The following is a 16,666-nucleotide window of genomic DNA, read 5'->3' on the forward strand; positions in this document are numbered from 1 at the left end:
TCAGAGGTCGGCCAGTGCCATTAACGCATAGGCTGGCGGCATCAGCGCCCGCCGCCAGGACCCAAGTGGAAAACGCCGCGGGGGTCGGGCCATTGGCTCAGGCAATTCCGCATCCTGTCCAAGCACCATGCGACTAAGCGCCCGCCCACAATAGGTACCCATCGCGACACCGTTTCCATGATAGGCCAGCCCGGCAAACATCCCATTCTGACCCGGAACGGGCCCTGCGAACGGCGTCAGATCCTGGGTAAGGCACACCATCCCTGACCACATATTGGTCACGTCCACATCGGCCCATGTCGGAAACATGGCCTTGAAATCACGCTGCACCTTTTGCCGGATCGCAGCCTCGGCCTTAGGTGATGAGCGCAGGCCACCGCGCATCCCAAACAGAAACCGTCGATCCGGCATAAGACGAAAATAGTGCAGAAGATTTCGTGTATCGTAAGACATCTGATCCGAGGTCCAGCCCTGCGCCGACACCTCAGCCTCGGTCAATGGGCGGGTCACCAGAACGGTTGATTGCGCTGGCATATAGCGCCCAGACAGCCATTCAGGCATGTTTTCACTGGAATATCCGTTGGTGCAGATCAGTACATTCGACGCTTTGATCCGCCCTGACCCGGTTCGAACATCAAAGCTCGCGCTGGTTTTGGTGATGTCTCTGGCCATGGTTTTCTGAAAAAATCGGACCCCAACGGAAGCGGCCGCATTTGCAATGCCGAACAGGTATTTCCGGGGGTTCAGACCAAATCCGACCGGCACGCTATAGCCCCCGAAAAAATCCCCTCCCAACCCGAGCCCGGGCAGGTCGGCCGCCTCATGCAAGCAGCCCCCGTCATCCGCCGAGCGTCGCAATTTCTCCATGGCGCGGGCGGTGTGGGCCAGGGCGGTCTCGCCCTTGGAATGAACGTCCGCTTCGATCTGATGCGCCTCAAGCAGGTCGGCGACAAGATTGACCGCATCCACTTCGGCCCGGGCAAAGCTTTCGGCCCCCTCGACCCCATATCGCCGAGCCATGCCACGATCGCTCAGCTTTGACCCACCTCGGCAGCAAAACCCACCATTGCGACCCGAGGCACCCCACCCCGGCGTCTCCGCCTCGAGAACTGCGACGGATAGGCCTGCCTGCCCCAGGAAAAGCGCGGCTGTAACACCTGTGAACCCGCCGCCGATGATGGTGACATCCACGCTCAGATCATCCTGCAACACCGGCCAGTCCGGTGCTGCGATAGTCTCATCCCACCAGCACCCTGATCGCGGTCCAGATCCATAGGTATACTCAGGGAACAGGCGTTTCATTCCGCACGCACTGCCGCCATCTCATCCTGTTTCTGCCGGACCATCGCGCGCTTGGTGACCAAAGATGCTGCTATGACACCGACCGTCACGACCGCAATCATGATCGTGGATAGCGCATTGATTTCAGGGCTGACGCCCAACCGCACAGCTGAGAAAATCTTGATCGGCAGAGTCGTGGCTGACGGGCCCGATGTGAATGATGCGATCACCAGATCATCCAGCGACAGCGTAAAAGCCAATAGCCAGCCTGAAATCACCGCCGGGGCGATGATCGGCAGGGTGACAAGACGGAAGGCTTGTGCGGGTGAGCACCCAAGATCCAACGCTGCCTCTTCCAGAGACTGGTCAAACGTGACCAGACGTGAGGATACAACAACCGACACGAAGCACATTGAAAAGGTCGTATGTGCCAGCACGATGGTCAAAATACCCCGATCCAGTCCAATTCCGATGAACAGCAGCAAAAGCGACAGGCCAGTGATCACTTCGGGCATCACAAGAGGCGCATAGATCATGCCCGAAAACAGAGTCCGGCCAAAGAACCGCCCACCGCGTACCAGCACATAAGCCGCCGCCGTACCCAGAATGGTAGCCAGGGTCGACGAGAATACTGCAACCCGCAAGGTGACCCAGGCAGCATCAAGAAACGCTTCGTTCTGGACCAACTCACCATACCATTTGGTCGAAAATCCAGCCCAAACCGTGACCAGTTTGCTTTCGTTAAAAGAGAAGATGATCAAAATGAGCATCGGGATATAGAGAAACGCGAAACCAAGCGTCAACGAGACGACGTTGAACCAGCTTAATCTGTTCATTGCTCAGCCTCCGTCTGTTTCTGCTGGTTGCGCTGGAACAGCACGATGGGAATCACAAGGATCAGCAACAGCACAACTGCCACGGCACCGGCCACCGGCCAGTCGCGGTTCGAGAAGAACTCCTCCCACAACACTTTGCCGATCATCAATGTCCCGGATCCTCCGAGCAATGATGGGATCACAAATTCGCCGATCACCGGAATCATCACCAGGAAACAACCCGCGATGATACCCGGGCGTGACAAGGGGATCGTTATCAGCCAGAAGGCCTGAATACGCGAACAGCCCAAATCCTCTGCGGCCTCGATCAGCGACTCGTCCATTCGTTCAAGCGCGGAATAGATCGGCAGAATCATGAAGGGCAGATAGGTATAGACGATACCGATATAGACAGCTGTGTTGGTGTTCAGAATGGTCAGCGGGGTCGAGATGATGCCCGTCCACAGCAGCAGTTGGTTCAGGTAACCTTCGTTGCTGAGAATACCCATCCAAGCATAGACCCGGATCAGGAACGACGTCCAGAACGGCAGAATTACCAACATCATCAACGTCGGGCGCCACTCAGCCGGTGCGCGGGCCATGCCATACGCGATAGGATACCCCACCAGCAAAGTCAGTATGGTTGAAATCAACGCGATTTTGACACTGGACAGGTAAGCTTTCCAATACAGGTCATCTTCGGTTAGCCAGACGAAATTCTCAAAATCCAGCTGGCTGAAGAAATCCCTGAGCCCGGCCCAGCCCTGAGATAAATCCAGTGTCGGCGTGTAAGGCGGGATGGCCAGTTCCGTGTCCGAAAGCGAGATTTTCAGAACGATGAAAAATGGCACCAGAAACAGCGCCAAAAGCCAGACATACGGGACGGCGATCAGAAGGGCGCGGCGCATCAATCCGCCAACAGAACCGCGGCGGTGGCTGTCCAGGACAGCCAGACCGGGTCTTCCCATGTAAAGGAACGACGCGAAATGCGACGGGTATTTGCCGTCTGCGCCTTGATAATCGTGCCGTTATTCAGTTCGACGTGATAAGTGGACAGATTGCCCAGATAGGCAATGTCAAGCACCTTGCCCTGCACTGCGTTGATTGCATCCGCAGGACGATCAACCGAGATCGTCACCTTCTCGGGGCGGATCGCCAGATGACATAGCTGGCCGCTCGAAAACTCTGTGGTCGAGGACGCAGTCAAAGGTGCCTGACCTTCAGCCCAGTCAATCTGATAGGTCTCATCGGCGCTTGCCGTGGCTCGGCCCTGGATGATGTTCACGTCGCCAATGAAATCGGCCACATAGACCGAACTGGGATTCTCATAAATCCGGTCGGGTGTCGCCACTTGTATCAGATTACCCTGATCCATTACCGCAACCCGGCTGGCCACGGTCATCGCCTCTTCCTGATCATGGGTCACGATCACAAAGGTGGTGCCGGTCTTTTCCTGAATATCCATCAGCTCGAACTGCGTATCCTGTCGCAGTTTCTTATCCAGCGCCCCCAAAGGTTCGTCCAGCAACAGCAGCTTCGGCGCTTTTGCCAGGGATCGCGCAAGCGCCACGCGCTGACGCTGACCACCAGAGATCTGGTGCGGTTTGCGACGGGCGAATTGTTCAAGCCGGGTCAGGCGCAACATCTCTTCGACACGATCCATAAGATCATGCTTTGGCATATTGTCCCGACGCAGACCAAAGGCGATGTTTTCCCAGATAGATAGATGCGGAAACAGCGCGTAGGATTGGAACATCATGTTCACAGCCCGTTTGTTCGGTGGAATGGGATCTATATCCTGCCCGCCCAGCAGAATATGCCCTTCGGTCGGTTTTTCAAACCCGGCCAACATTCGCATCATCGTGGTCTTGCCGCAGCCCGAGGGCCCTAGCAGAGCAAAGAATTCTTTCTCAAATATATCCAAGGACAGATTGTCGATGGCCGTGAACTCACCAAACCGTTTGGTGACATTCTGGAACTGGATCAGAGGTTTCGCCTGTGGGTCTTCCCACGGCACAAAAACAGTAGAGTTCAAAACGGCCCCCGTTCGGCAATCTGAAAAGAATGGCAGGGCGGTTGGTCCGCCCTGCTGAAACAAGCCGGATCAGGTGCCCGATTTGATCTTGGTCCACAAACGGGTCACGACCCGCTGTATCTTCGACGGGTAAGGCGTCGTGATATAGAGGTTTTGCATGGTCGCATCATCCGGATAGATGGCCGGATCACCGATCACGTCTTCCTCAAGAAATTCTTGCGAAGCCTTGTTGCCATTGGCGTAGTAAACATAGTTCGAGGCCGCAGCCATATTGTTGGCATCCAGAATGAAATTCAGGAATTTATGCGCACCCTCCGGGTTCGGAGCATCAGCCGGAATCGCCATCTGGTCGAACCACATCAACGACCCTTCAGCAAAGGGATGGTACTCAATTTCAACACCATTATCGGCTTCGGCCGCACGATCGCGGGCCTGCAGGATATCACCCGACCATCCCACGGCAACACAGATGTCGCCATTGGCCAATGCGTTGATATATTCCGAACTGTGGAACTTCTGAATGTGTGGTCGAACGCTGGTCAAAACCGCCTCGGCCTTGCCAATAACATCTTTGTCGTGGCTGTCCGGGTCTTCACCCAGATATTGCAGAACCATCGGAATGATTTCTGCCGGAGCATCCAGGAAATGAACGCCGCAGGATGCAAGTTTCTCCATATTCTCGGGTTTCAGAACCAGATCCATGCTGTTCAGCGCAACATCCTCGCCCAACGCTTCCTGCACTTTTCCAACATTTACACCAAGCCCGGTTGTGCCCCACATGTAGTTGATAGAATAGGCGTTGTCCGGGTCATACCCGGCAGTACGTTCCTGAATCACATCCCACAGATTGCCTGAATTCGACAGCTGTGCAGCGTCAAGCGCCTGAAAGGCTCCAGCCTGGATCTGACGCTGAAGGAAAGTACCCGAAGGCACCACCACGTCATAGCCTGATCCACCGGCCAGCATCTTGGTCTCCAATACCTCGTTGCTGTCAAAAACATCATAAATCAGGGTCAGACCGGTATCTTCCTCGAACTTTGTCAGAAGCTCTTCGTCGATATAGTCGGACCAGTTGTAAACACGCACCTCTTCAGCGAAGGCCGCCGAAGTCCCCAATGCGATGACCGCTGTCATGGTCAGCGTTTTGATTGTCATATTATTCTCCCTGCAAGTGTACGCGCTATTTTCCCGTTTTTTTGGATTTGATCAAGTTTTGCGTTTTCGCACGATCCGTCGTATGGTTTCACGAGGTCAGAAACCTGACAAGTCAACATAGCGGGAAACAGGGCAAACCACTTGGATTTGATCAAAAATAAGGCATCCAGCACTGACGGTGCGCGTGAAAAACGACCTGCGCATGAACAGGTCTATAATACCCTCAGATCACAAATCATGTACGGCGAATTGGTGCCGGGGCAACCCGTCACGATCCAGGGTCTCACTGATTCGCTGGGTGTTGGAATGACCCCTGTGCGGGAGGCTATCAGACGCCTGATATCCGATGGTGCTCTGGTGTTTCAGGGCAACCGCCGAGTGAGTGTTCCTCTTCTGACCGACGGCGACGTCGAACAGATGATTTATTCAAGAATCAAAATAGAATCAGAGCTTTCGAGGCGTGCAACTGCGAATGTGACACCTCAGGACATTGATCATCTTGAGCAGATCGACCAACGTCTGGATCGCACTATCAGCGACGGAGACGTCAGCGGCTATCTGCGCCTCAACCACCGGTTTCACGAAACGCTTTACGGCCATGCAAACGCCCCGATTCTCAATGATCTGGCCGAGCGCCTGTGGCTTAGATTCGGGCCGTCTTTACGCGTTGTATGTGGTAGATTCGGCACTCAGAGCCTGCCGGACCGCCACAAGGATATCATTTCGGCGTTGCGCAATCAGGACGCGGATATGGCAGCAAAAGCAACCGCACAAGATATCGAACAGGGCATGGAGCTGATGGCAGACGCCTTAGTCAACGCTTAGATCTGTCCGATTCGATTGACAGGAAAAAATTTGATCATATTGTAGCTGCCAATCGCTCTTGCAGGAGATTTTCCGATGTCGACCATCACAAACCATTTGCCCACGGCCCAGCTGCAGGCCTTGGACGCCGCCCACCACATGCACCCTTTTTCGGCCAATGGCGCCCTAGGGAAAGAAGGCGCGCGTGTGATCACCCGTGCGAAGGGCGTCTACCTGACGGACAGCGAGGGTGAAGAAATACTCGATGCAATGGCGGGCCTGTGGTGTGTCAATATCGGCTATGGTCGCGATGAACTGGCCGAGGTCGCAGCCCGCCAGATGCGCGAACTGCCGTATTACAATACCTTTTTCAAAACGACCCACGTCCCTGCCATCGCGCTGGCCGCGAAGATCGCGGAACTTGCGCCGGGCGATCTGAACCATGTGTTCTTTGCAGCCGGCGGGTCTGAGGCGAATGACACAAACATCCGTCTGGTTCGGACCTATTGGGCCGAAAAAGGCCAGCCCGACAAGAACATCATCATCAGCCGCCATAACGCCTATCATGGCTCTTCGGTCGGCTCGGCGTCGTTGGGCGGCATGGCAGGGATGCACGCGCAGGGTGGAATCCCGATCCCGAATATCCACCATATCAACCAACCAAACTGGTGGGCTGAAGGTGGTAGCATGTCTCCCGAAGAATTCGGCCTGGCCCGCGCGCGTGAGTTGGAAGAGGCGATTGAGGAACTGGGCGAAAACCGCGTCGCAGCCTTTATCGCCGAACCCGTACAGGGCGCAGGTGGCGTGATTGTTGCACCGGATACCTACTGGCCTGAAATTCAGCGCATCTGTGACAAATACGATATCCTGCTGATTGCGGATGAGGTCATCTGCGGTTTTGGTCGCACAGGCAACTGGTTTGGGTCTCAAACCGTTGGCATTCGCCCCGATATCATGACCATCGCGAAGGGGCTCAGCTCGGGCTATGCGCCTATTGGCGGGTCCATCGTGAGTGACGAGATTGCCGAGGTCATTGGCGGAACCGAGTTCAATCACGGCTACACCTATTCCGGCCATCCGGTCGCTGCAGCCGTGGCACTGGAAAACCTGCGCATCCTTGAAGAAGAAAAGATCGTCGAGCATGTCCGCGACGTAGCCGCCCCCTATCTGAAGAAAAAATGGGAGGCGCTGGCCGATCACCCGCTAGTGGGCGAAGCCAAGATTGTCGGCATGATGGCGTCAATCGCGTTGACACCGGACAAGGCCAGCCGTGCCAAATTCGCGTCCGATCCGGGCACTGTCGGCTATATCTGTCGCGATCGGTGCTTTGCCAACAACCTGGTGATGCGCCATGTGGGCGATCGGATGATCATCTCTCCTCCGCTGGTTCTGACACCCGCGGAAATTGATGAGATGCTCGTACGCATCCTCAAATCGCTGGACGAGGCACAGGCCGAGATCATCGCACAGGGCCTGATGAAAGCGGCCTCCTGACCCGCGCAGCTTCATCTGGCAGAAAATACCTCGGGGGAGGTGCCGTCAGGCGACGGGGGCAGAGCCCCCTCCCCTACCTCAACCGCTCTAACAGCGGCGCGGAGGCATAGCCGTCCGGCAAAAGCCCCTGTGCCAGTTGATAGGCCCGAACCGCCTCGGTGGTGTTCGGGCCGGTGCGCCCGTCGATCCCCTGTGTATCGAACCCGGCCTCGGTCAGCCGGAGCTGCAATTCCTTCTTCTCAGCAAAGCTCAACGCCCGATCACCCCGAGGCCACTCGGCCTGAAACGCCGCGCGGCCCGCCAGACGATCGGACAAATGCCCAATGCCGATCACATAGGCATCTGCACCGTTGTATTGCTCGATCACGCGGAAATTGTCGAAGATCATCAATGCGACGCCTTCACCGCCTGCTGGCAACAAAATCGCTGCCTGACCATGATCCGCAATGGGCCGCCCATCCCACCCGACCACGTCCAGCGCCGCCCAACCTGACGGCAGCAGCGTGTAATCGCGTCTCGCGGCTGCAAAATCGAACCCGGCGGGCAGGCGCACTTCAACACCCCATGGCTGTCCCTTGGTCCACCCATGACGCGCCAGATAGGCCGCTGCCGAGGCCAGCGCATCGGTCGGGTCATCCGTCCATATATCCCGCCGCCCGTCACCGTCGAAATCCACGGCGTGATCCAGAAACGAGGTCGGCATGAATTGCGTATGCCCCATTGCTCCGGCCCAACTTCCGACCATCGTTGCGGGGCTGACATCGCCTGCCTGAATGATCCGCAAGGCGGCAATCAGTTGCGTTTCAAAGAACTCAGCCCGTCGGGCATCAAAGGCCAGCGTCGCAAGCGAACGGATCGTCTGATCCGACCCCCGAAATGTGCCGAAAGATGTCTCAAGCCCCCAAATCGCGGTCACGACCTCTTTTTCGACCCCATATTGCGCTTCAATCCGGGTCAGCACTGCGGCATGGCGTTCCAACCCCGCGCGACCGTCTGCGACGCGCCGATCAGAAACGGCCGCATCCAGATAGTCCCATATCGGCTTGGTAAACTCGGCCTGATTGCGATCGCGCTTGATAATATCCTTGTCATAGGCCAGCCCCGCTAGCGCGTGATCCAGAGTGCCGGGCAAGATACCCTGGGCCTGTGCCCGCGTCCGAAAATCACCAAGCCACGCCTGAAACCGGGCGCTTCTTTCTTCTGACACGCGATACATCTCCTCCGATGGTCGGACGACCGGTCGGATTGAGACTGTAAGATCAGCCGACGCCAATTGTATCGGCTGTGGCCCTTCCGGGCTTTTGATGGACTCCGCCTGTACGATGGATGCCCATAATGCTGCGGTCATAACGCCGCTTACGCATCTACGCATTCCGAATTTCCTGATAACTGCTCAACCACAGGATAGCGCAAAAACGGCAAATCTCAAAGCGCTCAGCTTTCCGAGTCGCGGTCTCTCGCCTCTCGCTCGGACCGCAGCCGGTTCAGAGCTTCGCGCAGCAGGGGGACCCGATTGGGCCGGAACGAGGCCCCGGTAATCTGCATCTCTTGCATGCGATCCAACCGAAACACGCGGAAATCCTGCCGCAACAGACACCAGCTGATCAGCACGCTGGCGCGGTCCATGTAAACGATGCTCAACGGATTTACGCAGCGATGGGTCTCGTCGCCTTTGGCATCCCAATAGGAAAATTCGATCGTCTGTTCGTCCCAGGTGGCCCGCCGCAGTTCAGCGACATCCACCGTTGGTTTCGCCGGCCGGTCAAACCGTGTGGCGGTCAGCACCGCATGGCTGAGGCGTTGGGACTGGCGCGGTGGCAAACGACCCTGCAGCTTGCGCAGAACTTCGCTGGCAGCCTCAGAGAGGCCGGGATCACCAATGGATTGTACCTCGCGCAGGCCAAGCACCAGGGCCTCAAGCTCATCATCGGTGAAGCCAAGCGGTGGCAGGGTGGCGTCCTCGATCAGGGTGAACCCGAACCCCGCCTCTCCGTCGATCACAGCGCCGAGGCTGCGCAATGAATCGATGTCTCGGTGAATCGTGCGCGGCGAAACGCCCAGATCCTGAGCCAGCTCAATCGACGTTCTTGGCGACGGGCCAGAGCGCAAGGATTGCATTAATTGGAACAAACGGGCGGTGCGGGTCATAATGCAGGTTACTTTATCTCTAATGACAGAAATTGTCATTAGCTCGGCATACCCATCACCTATACCCATGATGGAGCCCAAGATGCTGACCCTTTTGACCTACCCCTCTGCCTTTGGCCTGTTCAGCGCCAGCCCGTTTTGCGTGAAGACGGCACTAATGCTGCAAACATCGGGCCAACGCTGGCAGCGATCTGACCTCCTTGATCCGCGCAAGATGCCGCATCAGAAGCTGCCGGTTCTGCGCACGCCGCAGCGTCTGATCCCCGACAGCGACCTGATCCGCGACTGGCTTGAGACGCAAGGTAGTGATTTTGATCACGGGCTGAGCGATCTGCAAAAAGCTCAATCGCGCGCATTGATCCGTTTGGCCGAAGAGCATCTGTATTTTCAGATCGTCCAGGACCGTTGGGCCAATGACGAAGTCTGGCCGATTCTGTATAAGACCTTTTTCACTGGCATCCCCGCCCTGATCCGCAATCCGGTTGCCAATTCCATCCGCAAGAACGTTGTTAAAGGATTGGGGTTTCAGGGCGTCTCTCGATTCTCAGATGCGGAACGTCAGGACAGGCTGGAACGCGATCTTGAGGCGATCTCGGCCTATCTATGGCAGTCGACCTATTTGATGGGAGAAACCCCGACCTCGGTGGATATGAGCGTGGCCCCCATGCTTGCCGCGATGCGCGCGACTCCGGCCGATACACCGCTGACCCAGCGGATCAAACAGGATAAGCTGTTGAGCGACTACATAGACCGGATGGAGCAGGCAATTCCGCTGTCATGACACAATTTGACGATCCCGCAGTGGCAGCGGCCTATCAAGCCCTGCCCGAAGGCACACGTGCCGGGGCTCTTGCGCTGCGTCAGTTGATCCTGGAAACCGCCACTTCGTTGCCCCGCGCGCAGCCGTTGCAAGAGGCATTGCGCTGGGGGCAGCCCGCCTATCTGGCGCCCAAGGGATCCACGATCCGATTGGGCGGGCACAAAGTGGCCCGCTTTGCCCTGTTCGTGCATTGCCAAAGCCGGTTGATGGGCGATTTCACCTCGGCCTTTCCGGGCGAAGATCGGATAGACGGCAACCGGGCAGTTCTGTTTGATGATCCGGATCAGATCGACGCCACCCGCCATGGCTGGCTGATAGCCCGCGCGTTGACCTATCACCTTCCCGCAAAAGGCTGACTTACATGCGCCTTGTTCCCGAGATGCGAACTCACTTCTGACGGCGTTTGCGTTCCACCTTGCGTTTGATCTTGTCCTTCTTGCGCTTGGTGCTGACCGCCTTGCGTCGCGTTGGGCGCTTGGATGCTCCTCCGCGCCCCGTCGGCAGAGCCTGATCGTCGATCGACAACAGCTCCAACTCCAGCCCACCCGTCACAGGTGTCGCCTCGGTCAGACGCACGGTGACGCGTTGGCCGATGGCTATGATCAGCCCGGTGTCCGACCCCATCAGGGTTCCGGCCTCCCGGTCGAAATGGAAGAACTCGCGCCCCAAGGATCGCACCGGTACCAGACCGTCCGCGCCGGTCTCGTCCATTTTCACGAAAGCCCCAAACCGGGCGATACCACTGATCCGACCCGAGAACTCAGTCCCAACACGCTCGCTCAGATAAGCCGCCAGATACCGGTCGGTCGTATCTCGTTCCGCCATCATCGAGCGGCGTTCGGTATCCGAGATATGAGTGGCAGTTTCGTCCAGCCGGGCGATCTCATCCTCGGTCAGGCCATCGGCACCCCAGCCATGGGCCGAGATCAGCGCGCGGTGCACGATCAGGTCGGCATAGCGCCGGATGGGCGAGGTGAAATGTGCATAATTCCGCAGCGCCAGCCCGAAATGGCCGAAATTCTCAGCGTTGTAATAGGCCTGCGCCATCGACCGCAGGGTGGTCAGGTTGATCAACTCTGCATCCTCGGTGCCCGCAGCCGCATTCAGCAGTGCGTTCAGGTGGCGGGTCTGCAACACCTGCCCCTTGGCCAAATTCAACCCCGCCGCCTGAGCCGTTTCCCGCAGGCTTTCCAGCTTCTCGGGTGCTGGTTCTTCGTGGACACGGAACAGCAGCGGGCGGCGCTTGGCGATCAGGGTTTCAGCCGCAGCGACATTGGCGAGGATCATGAACTCTTCGATCAGCTTATGCGCGTCCAGACGGTCGCGGAAAGCCACGCTTTGAACGTCGCCCGTATCGCTCAGGATAATCTTGCGTTCCGGCAGGTCCAGTTCCAGCGGTTGCCGCACACCCCGCGCCTTTTTCAGTGCAGCATAAGCAGCATAGAGCGGCTTCAGTACGGTCTCTAACAGCGGCCCGGTGCGGTCATTGGGGGCGCCATCGATGGCCTCCTGCACCTCGGTATAATGCAGCGAGGCGGCGGAGCGCATAAGCCCCCGCACGAACCGGTGGCCGATCTTGTTGCCCTCGGCGTCGACCTGCATCCGCACGGCGATACACGCGCGCGGGACGCCTTCGTGCAACGAACACAAATCACCGGACAGCCGATCCGGCAGCATCGGCACCACGCGGTCGGGGAAGTAGCTGGAGTTGCCCCGCTTGCGCGCCTCGCGATCCAGCGCCGTACCGGGCTGCACATAGGCGGCGACATCAGCAATGGCGACCCAAACAACATGCCCCCCGGGGTTCTTAGGATCATCGTCAGCATGAGCGAAACAGGCATCATCATGATCCCGCGCGTCTGAGGGGTCGATGGTCAGCAGCGGAATATCCCGAAGATCTTCGCGCCCTTTCAGGCCAGCGGGTTTGGCCTTGTCGGCCTCTGCAATCACTGTGTCGGGGAAGTCATCGGGAATGCCATGCTGATGAATGGCGATCAGCGACACGGCCTTGGGGGCCGACGGGTCGCCCAGCCGTTCGACAATGCGGGCACGTGGCAGGCCCATGCGGGTCTTGGGTCCGGCCTGTTCGGCCTCGACCAACTCACCGTCTTTTGCACCCAGTACGGCACCTTCATTGACCAGCCACTCGTTCTGTCCGGCCTTGTCGATGGGCACGATCCGTCCGCCCTCGGTCCCTTTGCGGAAGATACCGACGATCTTGCGCGGGTTGGTTCCGATCCGGCGAATCAGGCGGGCCTCGTAATTATGGTCTTCCTCATGCACCACGGTCAGGCGGGCCAGAATGCGGTCGCCTTCACCCAGCGCCGGGTCACTTGCGCGGGTGATCATCAGAACAACCGGCTCGACCCCTTCGCCATGCCATTCCAGCGGGCGCGCGAACAGATCACCATCGGCATTCGGCGCCTTCACCTGCAACACGCTGACAGGCGGCAGACGATCCGGGTCACGATAGCTGCGATTGCGCTTTTCAAGATGCCCTTCGGCCTCAAGTTCCTTGAGGATCCGTTTCAGGTCGATCCGATCCGCGCCCTTGATGCCAAAGGCTTTAGCAATGTCGCGTTTCGAGGTCAGGGTGGGGTTCGCCGAGATCCAATCGAGGACCTCTTGCTTGGTAGGGATGCGAGTCATGATTTCGGCCTATCACGGAGATGCGGCGGCGTCATGACCAAAAAGGGTCAGGCTTGCAGATCAGCAACCGTGTCGACATCGCGCAGCTGATCCAGCATCTCCACCCGGCATCCGGGGATCGAGGCCAGCGTGTCGGCCAGCGCATGTTCCGTAGACCAGCGCACGTTTTGAAACAAGCCGTGCGGCAAGGCACCAACGCGCTGCGCCCCGACCAGCCAATATCCGCCATCCGGGGCCGGACCAAACACCATCTGGTTGCGCCCCAATGCCCGGAACGCGCGCGCGATATGCCCCCGTGTAACCCCCGGGATATCCGCACCGATCAAACAAACTGGCCCTGTTGGCATGTCCCGCAGTATCCGGCCCATACGGTCGCCGAGGTTCCCTTGTCCCTGCGGTGCTCGGGGCAGGTCGGCGGGCCAGATGCGACTGGTCAGCCCTTCGCGGTCCGGCGAAACCGCCAGCACGATCTGCCAGCGCGGATCGCGCAGACGCCGGATCAGCGACCGGGTCTGATGGCGAAACCACCATGCCGCGCCGACCATACCGATATCGCGCCCCAACCGGGTCTTGACACGGCCCGGGCGCGGTTCTTTCACCATGATCACTAGGGTGCGCTGCATGAATCAGGAAAAATAGTCGGTCAGGATACGGGTATAGACCGCCTTGAGCTGTTCAATCTGCGCCACCTCAACGCATTCATCCACCTGATGCATGGTTTTGCCGACCAAACCAAATTCGACAACCGGACAATGATCCTTGACGAAACGCGCGTCCGAAGTACCCCCGGTTGTCGACATCTCGGGCGTGACCCCGGTTTCAGCCGCAACCGCTTTGGCCACCAATTCCGACAGAGGGCCAGGAGGGGTCAGAAAGCTTTCGCCCGATATCTTGATACGCACGTCAATTTCGACACCAAACGCGGTGGCCACATCGCGCGCCTGCGCTTGCAGCCAATCGCTGAGGCTGGCGCCGGAATGCAGGTCGTTGAACCGGATGTTCACCGCCCCGCTGCACTGTGCCGGGATGACGTTTGTGGCGGAATTGCCGGTGTCGATCGCCACAACCGCCAGCGTCGAGGCATCGAAATGGTCGGTGCCCTGGTCCAACTCGTGACTGGCCAGCCTGTCCATCAGCCGGGCCATGGCGGGTAGTGGGTTCTTTGCCCGGTGCGGATAGGCCGAATGGCCCTGCACACCTGTTACGGTAAACCAGGCGGTCATCGAGCCGCGACGGCCAATCTTCATCATTTCACCCATCCTGTTCGGGCAGGTGGGTTCACCGACCAGGCAGACGCTCATCCGCTCGCCGCATTGATCCATATGGTCAAGCAGGGCGGTGGTGCCATGCAGCGCATCAGCCTCTTCGTCACCCGTGATCGTCAGGATGATGGCCCCGTCGGGTGGCGTGTCGCGTACAAAATCCACTGCCGCCGCTGCAAAGGCCGCCACACCCGATTTCATGTCAGTGGTCCCGCGCCCATACATGAACCCTTCCCGGATTTCTGCCCCGAAAGGCGGTGTGGTCCAAGCGGCCTCGTCGCCCACTGGAACAACATCGGTGTGACCGTTGAAACCAAAGCTTCGGGCGTGACCTTTTGCACCCCATCGCGCAAACAGATTGCTGATGCCGGCGCGATCAACACGGGTACAATCAAACCCCGCCTGTGACAGCACATCCTGCAGCAGGACAAGGGCACCACCTTCTTCAGGTGTGACCGATGGGCAACGGATCAGGTCGGCCGTCAACGCAATCGGATCTGTCATGGTGGGCCCTTTCCATAAAATTTCTTTCAGGTTCGTGCACAGATTCAACGAATTGGCCCGATTGCCAACCCCAACAGGCCAGAAACCGCGGGCTTTTTCCACCTTGTATCGAACTGACACCCCCGGAAAACATGGGGCCTTACGCTGCGATTGCCTTGTCTGCCGGTTCGAATATGCGCTAGAGGGCCGCGAAACAGGTGATTTTACGATGACACGTGCTCTTTTCGCATTGATCTGCCTGACTTTCGCCGTTCTCGGCCAGCAAAGCCAGGCCCAGACGCTGACGGTTTCGACCGTGACACGGCCTCCGTTTTCTTTTGTCGAAGATGGAGCCCAAACCGGATTCTCGATGGACCTGCTTGAGGCGTTGGCTGAATCCCTGAATTGGGACTATTCCATCCAACGTTCCGACGCCTTTGGTGACATGCTGGGCGCAGTGCAGGGCAGATCCGCCGATCTGGCCATAGCCAATATCTCGATCACTGCCTCGCGAGAAACGCAGATGGACTTCAGCCAGCCGATTTTCGAGGCTGGTTTGCAGATCATGGTGCCATCGGACGCGGTGCGCCGCCCGTCACTGCTACATGCGTTACTGTCGCGCGAATTGTTCATTGCTATCGGGCTTGCCTTTGCTATCCTTCTTGGCGGCGGCATGCTGATGTGGGTGTTCGAGCGCCGCTCGCAGCCCTATTTCGACCGCAAGCTTGACGAGGCCTGGTTCCCCTCATTCTGGTGGGCCTTGAACCTGGTGGTCAATGGCGGGTTTGAGGAACGAATGCCGCGCACGCCATTTGGTCGAATTCTGGGTGTAGTGCTGGTTGTATCTTCGCTGTTTATCGTCTCGGTCTTCACTGCGCGGATCACCTCGGTCATGACAGTGGATGCAATCAGTGGCAGCGTGAATTCGATAAATGACCTTTACGGCAAAGAGGTCGGAACAATCTCGAATTCAACCGCTGCTAACTTTCTGAACCGCCGCGAGATCGAGTTTACCAACTATGATGGGCTCGACCCCATGCTTGAAGCCTTTCGCAACGAGGAACTGGACGCCATCGTGTTCGACGCGCCGATCCTGTCCTATTTCGCCGCCCATGAAGGCCGCCGGATTGCCTCGATGACAGGCGGTATATTCCTGCGCGAGAATTACGGTATTGCCTTCCCTACCGGGTCTCCGCTGGTCGAAGACGTCAACCAGGCGCTGCTGGCGCTGCGCGAAGACGGCACCTATGACGAGATTTATCGCAAGTGGTTTGGGGCGCGGAACTAAGCCGTCTCTTCATCCCCGAAAAACGGGGTCATCTGCGCCACGATCACTGCATTTTCATCCAGCGCACGCTGCATTAGGGCCCGTTCATCCGGGTCGATCTCGTGACCTTGCGCCTCACGTTCGGCCAAAGTGCCATAGCCTGTGACATCCAAAGGCGCGGTATCTGCCTGTTTCAGGATCGCCACCGTTTCGCGCACGGCCTCGGCCTCGTCGACGCCGCTGGCAAAACACATCAATGCCGCCCCGGTTGCGCCGTCGGGCAGGCCATCGCCATCCTTGCGACCGATCTGCACAAGCAGGGTATAGACCTGCTGACGCGAAGGTTTCTTTTGCTTTTCCATGCAAGGGGCCATAGCCGCGCACCTGCCTGCGGTCAAGCAGCCGGGGAATTGCAGTGGATCGCCTGTGCCGCCATAGTGCCCGCAGTAACCT

At 58.1% G+C, this 16,666-nt stretch carries 16 protein-coding genes; 5 read left to right on the plus strand and 11 right to left on the minus strand.

What is annotated here, in order from left to right:
- The 5 genes from AC2FHX_RS16080 to AC2FHX_RS16100 form a co-directional block, all read right to left on the minus strand.
- Nucleotides 1-1,302, minus strand: a complete 1,302-nt coding sequence (locus AC2FHX_RS16080) for an NAD(P)/FAD-dependent oxidoreductase (RefSeq protein ID WP_496702749.1) — start codon at nt 1,300-1,302, stop codon at nt 1-3.
- Nucleotides 1,299-2,117: an ABC transporter permease gene (locus AC2FHX_RS16085; RefSeq protein ID WP_142637169.1), complete on the minus strand. Its 819-nt coding sequence runs from the start codon at nt 2,115-2,117 to the stop codon at nt 1,299-1,301. Before AC2FHX_RS16085 ends, AC2FHX_RS16080 begins: the two co-directional genes overlap by 4 nt.
- Complete coding sequence (locus AC2FHX_RS16090; protein WP_142637171.1) at nt 2,114-3,004, minus strand: ABC transporter permease subunit; 891 nt, start codon at nt 3,002-3,004, stop codon at nt 2,114-2,116. The genes AC2FHX_RS16085 and AC2FHX_RS16090 overlap by 4 nt, the downstream gene beginning before the upstream one ends.
- Nucleotides 3,004-4,131 carry an ABC transporter ATP-binding protein gene (locus AC2FHX_RS16095; RefSeq protein WP_281995444.1) on the minus strand — a complete coding sequence of 376 codons (1,128 nt, stop codon included), beginning with the start codon at nt 4,129-4,131 and terminating at the stop codon, nt 3,004-3,006. Before AC2FHX_RS16095 ends, AC2FHX_RS16090 begins: the two co-directional genes overlap by 1 nt.
- A 69-nt stretch (nt 4,132-4,200) precedes the next feature.
- The gene (locus AC2FHX_RS16100) at nt 4,201-5,286 is read right to left on the minus strand and encodes a polyamine ABC transporter substrate-binding protein (RefSeq protein WP_142637176.1); all 1,086 of its coding nucleotides are present in this window, start codon (nt 5,284-5,286) and stop codon (nt 4,201-4,203) included.
- Nucleotides 5,287-5,427: 141 nt separating this feature from the next.
- On the opposite strand from AC2FHX_RS16100, the gene AC2FHX_RS16105 reads away from it, so the two are divergent.
- Both AC2FHX_RS16105 and AC2FHX_RS16110 read left to right on the plus strand, forming a co-directional pair.
- A complete protein-coding gene (locus AC2FHX_RS16105; protein WP_271949594.1) occupies nt 5,428-6,111 on the plus strand; it encodes a GntR family transcriptional regulator in 684 nt (227 codons plus the stop codon).
- Between the two features lie 75 nt (nt 6,112-6,186).
- Entirely contained in the window at nt 6,187-7,584 is a 1,398-nt protein-coding gene (locus AC2FHX_RS16110; RefSeq protein ID WP_496702751.1) for an aspartate aminotransferase family protein, read from the plus strand.
- 73 nt (nt 7,585-7,657) lie between these two features.
- Here the strand turns inward: AC2FHX_RS16110 and AC2FHX_RS16115 are convergent, their stop codons facing one another.
- Nucleotides 7,658-8,956 carry a lytic murein transglycosylase gene (locus AC2FHX_RS16115; protein ID WP_496702753.1) on the minus strand — a complete coding sequence of 433 codons (1,299 nt, stop codon included), beginning with the start codon at nt 8,954-8,956 and terminating at the stop codon, nt 7,658-7,660.
- A gap of 62 nt (nt 8,957-9,018) precedes the next feature.
- Nucleotides 9,019-9,732, minus strand: a complete 714-nt coding sequence (locus AC2FHX_RS16120) for a helix-turn-helix transcriptional regulator (RefSeq protein ID WP_496692550.1) — start codon at nt 9,730-9,732, stop codon at nt 9,019-9,021.
- Nucleotides 9,733-9,799: 67 nt separating this feature from the next.
- On the opposite strand from AC2FHX_RS16120, the gene AC2FHX_RS16125 reads away from it, so the two are divergent.
- Together AC2FHX_RS16125 and AC2FHX_RS16130 are read left to right on the plus strand one after the other, a co-directional pair.
- Nucleotides 9,800-10,513, plus strand: coding sequence for a glutathione S-transferase family protein (locus AC2FHX_RS16125; RefSeq protein ID WP_496702755.1), 714 nt, complete (start codon nt 9,800-9,802; stop codon nt 10,511-10,513).
- Nucleotides 10,510-10,908 (plus strand): DUF1801 domain-containing protein, encoded by a 399-nt coding sequence (locus AC2FHX_RS16130; protein ID WP_496702757.1) that lies wholly within the window; start codon nt 10,510-10,512, stop codon nt 10,906-10,908. Before AC2FHX_RS16125 ends, AC2FHX_RS16130 begins: the two co-directional genes overlap by 4 nt.
- A 31-nt stretch (nt 10,909-10,939) precedes the next feature.
- Here AC2FHX_RS16130 and rnr read toward each other — a convergent pair whose 3' ends face one another.
- Genes rnr through dapE form a run of 3 tightly spaced genes read right to left on the minus strand, consistent with a single transcriptional unit; the run spans nt 10,940 to nt 14,967 of the window.
- On the minus strand, nt 10,940-13,201 hold the full coding sequence (gene rnr, locus AC2FHX_RS16135; RefSeq protein WP_496702758.1) for a ribonuclease R: 2,262 nt from the start codon (nt 13,199-13,201) through the stop codon (nt 10,940-10,942).
- A 47-nt stretch (nt 13,202-13,248) separates the two neighbouring features.
- Nucleotides 13,249-13,824, minus strand: coding sequence for a TIGR04282 family arsenosugar biosynthesis glycosyltransferase (locus AC2FHX_RS16140; protein WP_496702760.1), 576 nt, complete (start codon nt 13,822-13,824; stop codon nt 13,249-13,251).
- A 3-nt stretch (nt 13,825-13,827) separates the two neighbouring features.
- Nucleotides 13,828-14,967 (minus strand): succinyl-diaminopimelate desuccinylase, encoded by a 1,140-nt coding sequence (dapE, locus tag AC2FHX_RS16145; protein ID WP_496702762.1) that lies wholly within the window; start codon nt 14,965-14,967, stop codon nt 13,828-13,830.
- A gap of 208 nt (nt 14,968-15,175) precedes the next feature.
- Here dapE and AC2FHX_RS16150 point away from each other — a divergent pair, with 208 nt between their 5' ends.
- Nucleotides 15,176-16,234 (plus strand): transporter substrate-binding domain-containing protein, encoded by a 1,059-nt coding sequence (locus AC2FHX_RS16150; RefSeq protein WP_496702764.1) that lies wholly within the window; start codon nt 15,176-15,178, stop codon nt 16,232-16,234.
- Here the strand turns inward: AC2FHX_RS16150 and AC2FHX_RS16155 are convergent.
- Nucleotides 16,231-16,575 carry a DUF8846 family protein gene (locus AC2FHX_RS16155; RefSeq protein ID WP_039539567.1) on the minus strand — a complete coding sequence of 115 codons (345 nt, stop codon included), beginning with the start codon at nt 16,573-16,575 and terminating at the stop codon, nt 16,231-16,233. The two genes, AC2FHX_RS16150 and AC2FHX_RS16155, sit on opposite strands and share 4 nt — an antisense overlap.
- Nucleotides 16,576-16,666: the final 91 nt, after the last annotated feature.

The sequence above is a fragment of the Ruegeria sp. CDSC042 genome, from assembly GCF_059610745.1.